Source organism: Okeania sp. SIO2C9 (genome assembly GCF_010672455.1).
Classification (GTDB): Bacteria; Cyanobacteriota; Cyanobacteriia; order Cyanobacteriales; family Microcoleaceae; genus Okeania.
The window spans coordinates 23841-36667 of record NZ_JAAHGO010000086.1 but is presented as its reverse complement, the minus strand read 5'-3'; the positions used below and the strand labels follow the sequence as shown (position 1 = coordinate 36667).

Genomic DNA, 12827 nt, shown 5'->3' with positions numbered 1-12827 from the left:
CCAAAATATCTAGCCAAACATCTGTACTAAAAATTCTTAAATCCAGGAATATCCCACAAAGAATACTGATTTATCATCTCCTGGTACATCGACAATTTTGAGCCAGACTTTCCACAGCAGAAGTAATTAGAGAAGTTGTAGATGCTCTGGTGGCGATCGCCTCAAAAAAAATCAATGGATAAATAGATTGAATTGATCGGAAAAACAAGTCAAAATTTATTCTGTCTGTGAATTGAAAAATCTCAAAAAACGGAAGATTTACCTTGACATAAAATACTTGACAAGATATTATAAATACAATGGAAAAGGTGTGCTCATATATAGTAATAATAGAAGGGCAAAAAACCCAGAAAAATCAGCTTTACCCTCAGCAACGTCGAAAATATAATTAGGAGCAATTAAGAGAAACTGGTATCTCATCAGAAAATATATAGATCGACAAAAATCCGCTTTTCTCTTCTCATAATTTGCCTTTTAGCCTTTAGTTTTTCCCGTGTCTTCTACCATTAAACCCCCTAATATAATACAACCTAGTATAAGACTAGAAGCAAACCACCACCACAGCAGAGGTCCTAGCGTCAATGGATTGAATTTAGCCTCAAAGTCACCCAACCCTTCATTGAAAGGTCTTAATGGATCGAAAGGCACAGTAGAGTTTGTGATAAGTAAGTTAGTCTCTGTAGAAGTTTTGTCCTGAAGAGTCATTAATTTGGAAACTGTAGTATCGCCATACACAGTAGACTCTTCCCAAAATGTAGGTGTTTTTTCTTCTGTAATAGTTAAGTCTTCAGAATTACCAAACACATCATTAAAAGAATTAGGCTCTACAGATAGATTATACAATACACCATTAAAATCCCGGTCGAGAATGCCCCTTACATGAAGAGTATCTTCAGTATCAACTAAAGGTAAGAAAGCCATGGCCGAGTTAGTTAGAGCGAACAAAGAAACAGCACTTGTAGCTGTAGCAACTAGGAAACCCTGAAAAGATAAGTTTAAGTTTTTCATCGACACTATTTATTTATATTTATATAGATGCAGATTGAGTCTGTTGTTTCTTCAGATATTTTAGTAGTTAAACTTTAACATCAGTAAAATTTCAGTTGCAATGATTTCGGGCAAATTTAATTAAATCTTCATAATATAGAGACTTATTTTTACCGAAAAATTGTGGGTATGTGCCTCCCCTGTTAAGGGGATAATAAAAAAAAATTTTCATGAATTTGTCAATCCTCTTCAATTTATTCTCAAGGAGAGGTAATTATTCATTATTCATTATTCATTATTAATTGTTGAATAAACCTTCCAGATACAAATTTCATAATTCTGTGGTGAATAGAGGCGATCGCTGTGATTCAAGAACAGTGATAAATACCTAAGCAAAATTAAGTAATTAATTTTATTCGCTGAAATTTTGACAATATTACAATATAGGCTTTTTAGCTCTAAACTATATGTAATAAATTTTGCATGACTACTTATAAACCAAATAAATTAAGATAAAACCCTTAATCATATTTATTTTTTCCCTACTAATTCCAAACTTCCATCAAATCTAAAACAAATCCAGGTAACACATCTTCCCCAGATAAACTATTAGGATTTTTCAAAACTTCTACTTCCTGATTTTGCCGATAAATTTCTACTTTCAGATTTTTACTATCAATCAACCAACCCAATCTTGCACCATTTGACTGATACTCTTTCATCTTTTTCTGTAACCTGGAAAAAGTATCATTTTTAGAACGTAACTCTACAACAAAATCAGGGCATAAAGGCGCAAAAATTTCCTGTTGTTCGCGAGTTAAAGCATCCCATCTTTCTTGTTTTACCCAGGCAGCATCGGGGGAGCGACTACTACCATTAGAAAGATGAAAACCACTAGAATAATCAAATGTTTTACCTAATTTTGTTTGACGGTTCCATAACCAAAGTTGTCCTAAAATATTTGAGTTTCGATTTCCCGTATCCCCTCCTTTTTGTGCCATAACAATTAACTTTCCTTTAGCTGTTCTTTCTAATTGCAAATCCCGGTTAAATTTTGCTAACTCAACAAATTGTTCGTGAGTAATTTTGAGATTAATTTTTTTCGGAATATTAACCGCTATTGTCTGAATTGAATTAGTCATCACTATAATTTTTTACCTTTTCCCTTATAAGTTTAATACCTCACTGTCAGCGGGGGTGCAAATGCTGTTGGTGGGGTTATAATTCCCATTGACCGCATTCTCTCGAATCCTGAGGACTGAGGACTGACTCCTTCTTCAACCTTGCTGAAGATAATTATTAAACTGTTCCCGTAATTGTTCAATTGTCAAATTCTGCATCCAATATTCTACCAAAGCGTGGCCAAAAGCCCAAGCATTCCGGTCTGGTGAACAGGGATTTTCTAATAACAAAGGCCAAAGTGCCAGTAAGTCAAAACTACGTAAATTTGAATCCTCATTTAAGAGGGAAAACAGGTCATAGGCCATTTGTAACTTACCAATAACCACAGGCAACTCCTCAACCGGAATTTTTTCTGCCAGCAAATAAGCTAAAGTTGGCGAACCCGTTGTCAAAGTAGAAACGAACTTTAACACTGGACTCTTTAACAAAGCAGTTAACCCCTGAGTAGTCGCCATTTGGAAAGTGTAATGGTCAATAATTTTAGCTGCTGCAACAGTACGAACTTCGCGATCGCGCAAAAACCGAGCCAGACGTAGTTGTTTAGCAGGAGCAATAGCTTCCAGCAAAGACATAGATATCCCATCAACATTCCAAGCACCCCTATTACTTTTAATATCCCCTGTAACCACAGGCAAAACCTGATTACAAAAATCCCCAAATATTTCCACCCGATATTCAGTCGCCTCCCGAATAGACTTTTCCTTGGCACCTTTACCCAAAACCCAATCATAAGGAGGTTGCCATTCTCGCATAGGTCGCAAACGGTCAACTTGCGTCACAATAACAATCGCAGGCAAATCTGCAACTTCCTGTTTCAGCTCTTGGAGAAAGTCTACATCCATTTGTAGCGCTGGATCCAGAGCAGGAGTAACAAGCAATAATAAATCAGCAGTTTCAGCATAGTCGAGTACAAGTTCCCGTAATTCTGGGCGGTTTGCTTGTTCGTAACCTGGTGTATCCCACAAATTGAGAGTCTCTCCATTTTGCTGCCATTGATAATTTTGAATTTTATCCGTACTAGGTAATACATCCACTTCAGCAAGGTCAGCTTGAAACAGAGTATTAATCAAACTACTCTTTCCCGCTCCCGTGCGCCCCACCAACAAAATATTAACAGGTTTTTGCTCTACAGTTTCAGCAGGTTGAGCTTGTTCAAGAATTTGTTTGAGGGTTTGAGTTTCTGCCTTCGGGAGAGTAGGAGCAGGAATAACAGACTCAGAAAAATCTAAGTTGTTCCCCCCGTAGAGAGCGATCGCTTGCTGACAGAGATTTCGCAATGCCACTTCCCGTAATATCTGACTGAAATTGATCAATAACTGTTGGTTTGCCTGGTCACTGTAACGCCGACTTGCGAGTTTAGCTGCTGCTGTTACTGGGTTAAGAAACCATTGTGCTAAACCCCAAGCTTGAAAAAGTTTCCGTGCTGAGGGTTCTAATTTGCGATAAATTTCATATCCCTGATATGCTTGACCAACGGTTATTTGATTCAAGGTTGGAGATAATTTTTGCATCCATCGGTCCATATCATCAACTGTACCTCGAATTAAACCGTAAGCTTGGGGAATGTAGATATTGAGCAGAGGATATTTGCCCTCCGGATAGTAAGTATTAGCAACAGCAACTATTACTGCTTGACAACGTTGCCAAAATGTTTGCCAGTCTTCCCAAAGAGGAAGGTCGTTGCGGGATGATTTGAGAATTTCTTGCAGGGCGGTTTCTATCTGGAGAGTTGTATCGCTTTTTGCGGGTATGGTTATGGTGTCATCAGTAAGTTCGATTTGTTTGTTAACTTCTGCTATTACCTCTTTCATTTGTTCAACTGCTGGTCGCGTCCATTTGACCAGTAACCAACGCCATCCAACAAAGAGGAGGATAAATATACCCCATATCCAGTTTATTCCCCACTGGTTGATTTGCATTCCAGCAGATATCATCAGGAAAGCTATAATGCTGACAAGGGGAATAGCTAAAATTACTAATTGCCAAGGTTTTAATCGTATCATTGTTTATATGTATTAATAGGGGAGTAAGGGAGTAAGGGAGTAAGGGAGTGGGGGAGTGGGGAAGTGGGGGAGTGGGGGAGTAGGGGAGTGGAGGAGTAATTAGGGCTTGCTGATTAAATATAAAAGCATTGATAGATAAAGGTTTTAGCTGTTTTAGGTTGAAAAAAGTGGCAACTTTTCGGTTGCTCAAGGTCAAAAAGTTTGCATTTTGGGATGATTATGGCAGAACAATCGAGGGATAATTTTTCCAACTACCTCCTCTGTAATTCCCCGTTTCTCCTGACTCCTTCCCTTACCAAAAGACTTTTGAGCGCAAACCCTAATTATAGAATTATCAATATATATTATATAACCGGATTCTATATTAGTTCTATATTAGAGTTGTCGCTAAATAGATGGAAAAAATCGCTCAAATTAAGAGACAGTAGTAATTCCAGATGTTTTTTCTGAAAACATCTAAAATCCTTACATGATAAGGGTTTAACAGTTTTTTATAGTTATAAAGCGACAAGTCTATTATATAGCAGTCGAAGCAAAGGTTAGGATAGATCAAAAGCTTAAAACTCAGACAACACAATATTTTTCCTTCTTCCTTCTTCCTTCTTCTGCTATACCTTACAACCTCCCCTACTCCCTACTCCCTACTCCCTACTCCCTACTCCCTCAAGAAAAAAATCAAGCAACGCCTGAGTTGTTTCCTCTGGAGCTTCCTCTGGCAAAAAATGACCACAGGGGAAAGCTTGACCCCGCACATCTATTGCTCTTTCTCGCCAAGTTTCCAGCACATCATAACATTTTTCCATTACCCCGCGCTCTCCCCACAACACAAGTAACGGACATTGTATTCTACTGTTAATATCTTCTGCGTCATGTTCCAAATCAATACTAGCTGCGGCACGATAGTCTTCACAAGTTCCATGAATACTGGCAGGGTCACTAAAACAACGAATGTATTCTGCTATAGCATTCTCAGTAAAAGCAGCTTGGTCATAACTCCACTGTTTTAGTTTACTGACAAGATAAAATGCCGGGTCAGAACCGATCATGCGTTCGGGAATATTGTCGGGTTCGAGGAGAAAAAACCAATGAGAGTAAGCAGTAGCTAGTTGTTGGTTGACAGTTTGAAAAATTTTCCTGGTTGGTACAATATCGAGAACTGCTGCTTTTTCCACACATTGGGGGTGGTCGAGTAAAAGGCGATGGAGAACTCTACCTCCGCGATCGTGACCTGCTGCCAAGAATTTGGAGTAACCTAGAGCTGCCATGACTTCTACTTGGTCTTGAGCAGTAACTCGTTTGGAATAGGTGAGATGTTGAGGATCGGAGGGTGGTTTGTCACTATCGCCATAACCGCGTAGGTCTGTGCAGATGACTGTGAAGTGTTGGGCAAGAGCGGGAGCGACTTTATGCCACATAATGTGAGTTTGAGGATAACCATGTAATAGTAGTAATGGATAACCTTTTCCACCTTTGACTAAATTAATGGTGGCATTGGAAGTGGGGATTTTGTGGTAGGTAAATTGTTCAAACATAAAAATGTATTTTAGTTGGTCAATAGTAGAAATTGAGATTTATACAATAGATATCTCCGGAGAAGAGGGAGTAGTAGGGACGTTGCATGCAACGTCCGTACAGAGTAGGGAAAAAGAATTGATAATTTATCGATAATAATTGATTTAATTTTTGATTTTTACCAGATGTCTGATAGGAATTGCTTCTACCCATAGACCGAAATTTTTACTAGAGGTAGTAGCTCGTCTAAACTAAAATTGTGAGTAAAACCCAACGCTACGATCCCCCCCAACTCCCCTTTCCAAGGGGGGAGAGGTCTATATTTTCTCAAATTTACCCACATTTTCAAGCTAGAGGAGCTAGTAGGAGCAAGTATAGTTCTGATATCAAGTCTCATTAAGAACACCATAATAAAAATGTTCTTCTCTTAAGATATTAAGAAGGAATACTTTTTCCATTTGTCATACTGGGCAAACAAATTTCCCCTTGTTTCCTACTCCCTAATCCCTACTCCCTACTCCCTTTCATAGATTTTCATCTACATCAGAGAATACCCTATGAGTAATTTGTACTTCTGGGTTAACTTCAATCCATAAATTTGTTTCCTCAGTATGATGAGAATTATGTTGAGAGGGTTGATAGATAATTTTGCAAGGTCCAAGAATATCAGCTTCATGGCATAAATGATGGCGATCGCCCTGCTGAATATTAATTGCTGGTAAACAAGTGCCGTTTTGATGATTAGCATTGATAACGGTAGGCAATATCTGAATAACTGTTTTACTTGTACGTTGTCCCTTATTCCAAGTACCATCAGGACCACGACTACCTGGAATAATTTCTGGTATCCCTTGACTATTAAGAGGAATTAGCCAAGACCGTCCTTTTTTATTAGCTCCCTTAATCCGACCTTCTTTGAGCAATACCCGCACCCTAGCAGTTGAGATATTCAGGAGAAAAGCTGCTTCTGTTGTACCTACTACCATCTGAAAAAACCATTACGAAACACTTATTTTATGAGTATAACGTATAGTAGGGAATAGAGAACAGGCAATAGGCAATAGGCAATAGAAGACAAATAAAGATAGGTGTACCTCATTAGGTTGAGAAACGCTATATCATTATTTTCTAAGTTATTAATAGTGGCATTTATCTATATTTTTAATATTGGGTTTAATACCAAATTCAAGAAAGATTGTTACAGTAAAATCCGGGGGGCAAAGGATTAGAACATTGGCACTTGTTCTCTCTTATAACTAACACCTAACACCTAACAGCTAGAAATTAACTACTGTAGCAATATTTTATGAAAATGGTATAAGACTCCTACAGTTATTTCCAAAAATTAGTAGTCCGTCTTTATAGCAGTCATAAAACCCCCTTCACATTTCCCTTTTTTTCCAAATTTACAACATTTACAACTGATAACTGAAATAAACCCTTCTTCCTTCTTTCTTATACCAATTCATTTTAAAGATGTCACAAATAGTTTTGCTCCTTTAAATGTTAAATCACTTCCGTAAATTACTGTAGCATCAAAGTTTTGAACCGATCAAATCTAACTTTTAAATTTAAACTTTTGACTTTTAACTTATAACTTACTTCCTTCTTCCCTCTTCCCTATTCTTTTCAAATCTAACTTTTAATTTTTGACTTTTGACTTTTAACTTATAACTTACTTCCTTCTTCCTTTCAAATCTAACTTTTAACTTTTAACTTTTGACTTTTGAGTTATAACTTACTTCCTTCTTCCCTCTTCCTTTAAAATCTAACTTTTAACTTTTGAGTTATAACTTACTTCCTTCTTGCTTCTTCCTTCTTCCCTCTTCCTTTAAAATCTAACTTTTAACTTTTAACTTTTAACTTTTAACTTCTTCCTTCTTCCTTCTTTCTTCTTGCTTCTTGCTTCTTCCTTCTTCAATAATTTGCATAAAAATCCTTTCCAGGGCAGATATATATACATGGGGAAAAGATTGGGTCTAAGCCAAAATAGTTAGAACTTTGATAAGCTCGACTCATAACTTTCAACTGTTGTGATAGGAGAGCGATCGCTGTGGAGGACCAATTAGAAAATCTAATTACCCAAATAAAGCAATATCAAAATCCGAGTCTAGAGCGCCAGAAAGCTATTAATCGTCTATTGATGTTGATTCAACAACTCCCTGGACTATATAGTTCGTCCCACCAGGATTATCTGGAGGCTTTCAATAGGACATTAGAATGGGTCTACAAAAATATTCAAAATTTTGAATCTCGGCCTCCTTCCTGGGAAAAAAGTTTTGTTGTCTGGATTAATGGCTATTTGAAATGGCGTATCCAAGACTTATATATCCCAGATAATAGATATGATAGTTTGGATAAACCTATTAGTAATGAAGAAGAAAAACTAACAACTTTAGGGGAAATTTTACCAGCTAATAGTCTAAGTTTACTGGAACAGAAAATTGCTGAATTGCAAAAAGCAAAACGTCAAAGACAAGGTGAATCTGTGAGGCAATATATTGAGACAGACCCAGAAGAAAAGCTCAGGTCATCTCATCCGAAAAAATATCCTGAATGTAATTGTCAAGTCTTAGCAATTCAGTTGAATTTTACAGTTCCGCCAAAGAAAGTATCTGATATTTGCAAAGAAATAAATATTAGTAACCAAACTGTTTATTCCCACTGGAAGCGCAGATGTATTCCATTATTAAGAGAAATCGCTAATCAATTTGGAGAAGAATTATGAATCTGACTTTTTCACACGCATTAAAAGTTTTTGTGACCGCAGAAGCTCATCGTTATGCAGAGCTATTTGCAGCAGAACAAGCAACTCCTGAAAAAGGAAAACAAGTTTATCTAAATACTCTTGCTGTTGTGGCAGTTCAAAGTTATTTAAAGTTTCTAGATATTCAGACAGCGATTCATCAAGGTGATTGTTGGCATCCTGGTTCAAGAGCAATATTTAATGTGGCTGATTTAGTTTTACCTAATATTGGTAAAGTGGAATGTCGTCCGGTATTTTCTGGTGAAAAAGAATTGTTTTTGCCTCCGGAAGTTATCGATAACCGCATCGGTTATATAGCGGTTCAATTTGAGGAAGATTTAAACCAAGTACAAATATTAGGATTTGTTTCAGCGAGAAATATTGATGGGTTTCAGGATTCTATTCCCCTCGCACAAATAGAATCTTTGGATGCTTTAATTGACGAAATTGATTGGTGTCAAAAATGGGTTAATTTACGTCGGTGGTTTGAAGGTTTTTTTCCGGCAGAATGGCAAAGTTTACAGTCATTATCTACATCACCTACAAGAAGTTTAAGAGTTTCAAATGATAGTATTTCTCAATCTCCAACAGATGATGTAACTATTAGTTGTGGGAAAATTATTAATTGGGGTAGTGGAATAAATGAACAAGCTACAGAATTAGCGGTAAAATTGACGGATAAGTTTGAGGAGGAAATAGATATTTGTGTGCGACTTTCTAGTACCAATAAAATTCCATATTTACCTCCTGGTTTACGAGTGCAAATATTGGATGAGTCTGGTAATTCTTGTATGGAAGCTGAAGCTAGGGAAGCGGATGATTGGATACAATTAGAGTTTGGTTGTAAACCTCAAGAACAATTTACTGTAGAAATGATTTTAAATGAGCAAATAATTAGGGAAAATTTTGTAGTTTAAGGGTAATTATTTCGTGCGGAATGCTGCGCAAACAGCTATTAGCTATCAGCTCTCAAATCTCATAATAAGATTTTAATTAATATAGACTTTCAAACTAGTTTTGATAGTAAAATTTAATTCTGACTCAATTAGTAAAGCTTTTATCTAATATCATGTTCCCCCTCCGGGGGAAGCTACGCTAACGGTTGAATACTTATAAATAACTGTTGTGACTCATCAGGAGTCAGCAGGGAAGAAAGGAGGAATGCTTATGAAATATGTTCATTAATGGATAATGGATAATGAATAATTGATAATTACAAGAAGGTTAAAACCGTTACGGAATTGAATATAAGGAAATATTATTTCTTCTCTTGGTCGATTGGATATGGTTAGGAAACCCATCCATCCCACCCTTCGGGAAGCTGCGAAGATAGACTGCTTTTTTTCCTTAAAAGGGAAGGCTTTAAACCAGAATTATTTATTTCATTAATTGATAATAAATAATTGATAATTACAAGAAGGTTAAAACTGTTACGGAGTTGAATATAAGGAAATATTATTTCTTCTCTTGGTCGATTGGATATGGTTAGGAAACCCATCCACCCCACCCTTCGGGAAACTCCGAAGATAGACTGCTTTTTTTCCTTAAAAGGGAAGGCTTTAAACCAGAATTATTTATTTCATTAATTGATAATTGATAATTACAAGAAGGTTAAAACTGTTATGGAATTGAATATAAGGAAATATTATTTCTTCTATTGGTCGATTGGATATGGTTAGGAAATCCATCCATCCCACCCTTCGGGAAGCTGCGAAGATCGACCGCTTTTTTTCCCTTAAAACGGGAGGCTTTAAACCAGAATTATTTAATTATTAATTATTAATTATTCGGTAAAATAGTATGGATAATTTCAGTATTTCTTTGGTACTGTCAGCCCTTAAATTTTATTTATAACTGATGATCCGTTAGTGCAGCTCCCCCGGAGGGGAAACATGATATAAAACTAAAAAAAAAGTAATAGCTGATGGCTAAATGCTTACGTTTAAGATTATTACAGATAAATATGGAAGCTATTAAAATTATTAAGATTAAACTTATAGATAGTGGTAAAAATGGGTTTCATGTGATTTTAAATTCAATAGGTGCTAACTTTGAGCCTATTGATGGTTTTTTACCATGTCTACCTGCTGAATTAGAAAAATCCTTTAATCAATGGCAGTCAGCTTATTCTCAGTTAGAAGATGTGAGAAAAGTAGCAACTCGTATTAGTCCACAATCAGTAGTTAATTATTCTAGTAATGAGGAAAAAGAACAAGTTAAAATAAGTCTTAATCAATGGTTAGATAGTGGTGAGAGTAGTTGGCAACCTGTACGGGATGAATTAATTTCTGTGTTAAGTTCTCTAGGAAGTTATGATTCAGAAATTCGCTTATTTTTGGATATTAAAAATCCTAATTTATGTCGCATTCCTTGGCAAGAATGGAATTTATTTCAGTCTCGTTTTCCGCAAACAGAAATTGCTATTCGAGTTAGAGGTAAAGGGAAGTTTAGACGGCCTCGTAAATCCTCAAAAGTAAGAATTATTGCCATAGTTGGTAAGAGTGATGGTATTAATACACAATTGGATTTAGAAGTAATTCAAAAGTTAAAAGAAAAGGGTGCAGAGGTAAGATTTTTAAATCAACCAACACAGGAGATTTTATCTGATACTTTGCGCGAGGAACCTGGTTATCATATATTGATTTTTGCAGGCCATAGTTGTAGTAAAGAAGATGGTTCAATTGGTTGGATATATTTGAATGAACGGGATAAATTAAGTATTAAAGAATTTAAAAATTCTTTGAGATATGCAATAGATAATGGGTTGCAGTTGGCAATATTTAATTCTTGTGATGGTTTGGGTTTAGCAAATCAGTTGGCGAAGCTTGGTTTATCACGAATTATTGTTATGCGAGAACCTGTTCCTGACCGGGTGGCAGTGAAATTTTTAGAGTATTTTTTTGCGGAGTTTGCGAATAATCAATCTCTGTTTAAATCTATGAGAATAGCTCGAGAAAGATTAGAACATTTTGAATCTGAATATCCAGGGGCAATGTGGTTACCTACTCTTTGTATTCAGGAAACAGCTTTATCTCATCCTCTGAGTTGGGAGCAGTTAATTTCTACCAATTTATGGCAGAAATTTATCAGTAAATTTAAGCTGCCTTTAGGAATAACAGCAGGAATTTTATTGGTAATTTTGGCGATAAATTTAGTCAAAAGTCAATTCACTGAAACTAAAATTATCGGGATACAACCAGCAATTTTACAAAATATTAGTCAGGGAGAAAAATTGTTAATTTCTTCCGAGAAAAATCCGGCAAAAGAAGAAGGAATTGAACAATTTTATAATGGTAACTTTGCTCAGGCGATCGCTCAATTTCGCCAGTCTCTCCAAGTCAAGAAAAATGACCCGGAAACTTTAATTTATTTGAATAATGCCATTGCTCAACAAAAATCTGCTACAAATATTGGGCAAAAGATAGAAATAGCAGTTAGTGTTCCTATTAGTCAGGAATCAGATATTTCCCAAGAAATTTTGCGAGGAGTTGCTCAAGCTCAAAGCGAATTTAATTGTGGTTTATCGGAAATTTCTCTGGCGATTAAAAATCCAGAAAATCAACTAAATTGCCCTGGTAGTTTCAATGGTAAATTTTTAAAAGTTACTATTGCTGATGATGAATATCTACCAGAAACTGCAGAAAAAATTGCTCAAACCTTAGTAGCAAAGGCAGAAATTATTGCCGTTATTGGTCATTATTCTAGTGATATGACTTTACAAGCAGGAGAGATTTATAACAAAGCAGAATTAGTAGTAATTTCTCCTACTAGCACTTCTATTTTTTTGAAAAACTTCGGTAAATTTGTCCTGAGAGTTGCACCAAATGACAGTCTAGCAGCTAAAACTCTATTCAATTATTTGGAGCGACAAAATTGGGCAGATAAAAAAATAGCAGTTGCCTATATACCTGGTAATAGTTATAGTCAGTCTTTAGCTAAAGAACTTAATAAATTACTCCCAGAAAAATTCGTATATAAGTGCAATATTTTGTCCGGGAATTTTAGTGCCAGTGACTGTGTAGAAGAAGCACAAAATCAAGGAGCAGAAATAATGTTTTTAGTTCCGGCCACAGACAGAACTTTGAGTAATGTCATAGGTATAATTAATAATGCTAAAGGATTGAAATTATTGGGCGGAGATTCTGTTTATAATCCCAGGGTATTAAAAGATGCTGGTAAACAAGCAGACCGAGGAAATTTAACCCTTGCTATTCCTTGGCATCGTCACCCTAACTCCCAATTTAGTCAAACAGCTCAAAAGTTTTGGAATGCGGAAATTAATTGGCGTACTGCTAAATCTTATGATGCGACTAAAACTATTATTAAAGCTGTAGATGAAATGATGGGAAATTATTCTCGTAAACAGTTACAAAGAATCTTATCTAATCCCAATTTTT

General features: G+C 36.0%; 9 protein-coding genes. 3 read left to right on the top strand and 6 right to left on the bottom strand.

The window, feature by feature from the left end:
- Positions 1-73 precede the first annotated feature (73 nt).
- From F6K23_RS34485 to F6K23_RS34460, 6 genes are all read right to left on the bottom strand, one after another.
- Positions 74-208 carry a hypothetical protein gene (locus F6K23_RS34485; RefSeq protein ID WP_293164806.1) on the bottom strand — a complete coding sequence of 45 codons (135 nt, stop codon included), beginning with the start codon at positions 206-208 and terminating at the stop codon, positions 74-76.
- Between the two features lie 266 nt (positions 209-474).
- Positions 475-1008: a hypothetical protein gene (locus F6K23_RS34480; protein WP_293164803.1), complete on the bottom strand. Its 534-nt coding sequence runs from the start codon at positions 1006-1008 to the stop codon at positions 475-477.
- Between the two features lie 524 nt (positions 1009-1532).
- Positions 1533-2129 carry a Uma2 family endonuclease gene (locus F6K23_RS34475; RefSeq protein WP_293164799.1) on the bottom strand — a complete coding sequence of 199 codons (597 nt, stop codon included), beginning with the start codon at positions 2127-2129 and terminating at the stop codon, positions 1533-1535.
- Between the two features lie 135 nt (positions 2130-2264).
- Positions 2265-4172, bottom strand: coding sequence for a GTPase family protein (locus tag F6K23_RS34470; protein WP_293164796.1), 1908 nt, complete (start codon positions 4170-4172; stop codon positions 2265-2267).
- A gap of 641 nt (positions 4173-4813) precedes the next feature.
- Positions 4814-5704 (bottom strand): alpha/beta fold hydrolase, encoded by an 891-nt coding sequence (locus tag F6K23_RS34465; RefSeq protein WP_293164793.1) that lies wholly within the window; start codon positions 5702-5704, stop codon positions 4814-4816.
- A 504-nt stretch (positions 5705-6208) separates the two neighbouring features.
- A complete protein-coding gene (locus tag F6K23_RS34460) occupies positions 6209-6670 on the bottom strand; it encodes a helix-turn-helix domain-containing protein (protein WP_293164790.1) in 462 nt (153 codons plus the stop codon).
- 1067 nt (positions 6671-7737) lie between these two features.
- On the opposite strand from F6K23_RS34460, the gene F6K23_RS34455 reads away from it, so the two are divergent.
- The 3 genes from F6K23_RS34455 to F6K23_RS34445 all read left to right on the top strand — a co-directional run.
- Positions 7738-8412: a hypothetical protein gene (locus tag F6K23_RS34455; RefSeq protein WP_293164788.1), complete on the top strand. Its 675-nt coding sequence runs from the start codon at positions 7738-7740 to the stop codon at positions 8410-8412.
- Complete coding sequence (locus tag F6K23_RS34450) at positions 8409-9347, top strand: DUF1822 family protein (RefSeq protein ID WP_293164785.1); 939 nt, start codon at positions 8409-8411, stop codon at positions 9345-9347. Before F6K23_RS34455 ends, F6K23_RS34450 begins: the two co-directional genes overlap by 4 nt.
- A gap of 1007 nt (positions 9348-10354) precedes the next feature.
- Positions 10355-12827 (top strand): ABC transporter substrate-binding protein (locus tag F6K23_RS34445; RefSeq protein WP_293164783.1); only part of this gene is annotated, 2473 nt, incomplete at its 3' end.

What these genes read in the sequence shown, in the direction of transcription:
- F6K23_RS34480 (WP_293164803.1), bottom strand. Translation starts at nt 1,008, where the DNA reads ATGAAAAACTTAAACTTATCTTTTCAGGGTTTCCTAGTTGCTACAGCT.
- F6K23_RS34475 (WP_293164799.1), bottom strand. Translation starts at nt 2,129, where the DNA reads ATGACTAATTCAATTCAGACAATAGCGGTTAATATTCCGAAAAAAATT.
- F6K23_RS34470 (WP_293164796.1), bottom strand. Translation starts at nt 4,172, where the DNA reads ATGATACGATTAAAACCTTGGCAATTAGTAATTTTAGCTATTCCCCTT.
- F6K23_RS34465 (WP_293164793.1), bottom strand. Translation starts at nt 5,704, where the DNA reads ATGTTTGAACAATTTACCTACCACAAAATCCCCACTTCCAATGCCACC.
- F6K23_RS34460 (WP_293164790.1), bottom strand. Translation starts at nt 6,670, where the DNA reads ATGGTAGTAGGTACAACAGAAGCAGCTTTTCTCCTGAATATCTCAACT.
- F6K23_RS34450 (WP_293164785.1), top strand. Translation starts at nt 8,409, where the DNA reads ATGAATCTGACTTTTTCACACGCATTAAAAGTTTTTGTGACCGCAGAA.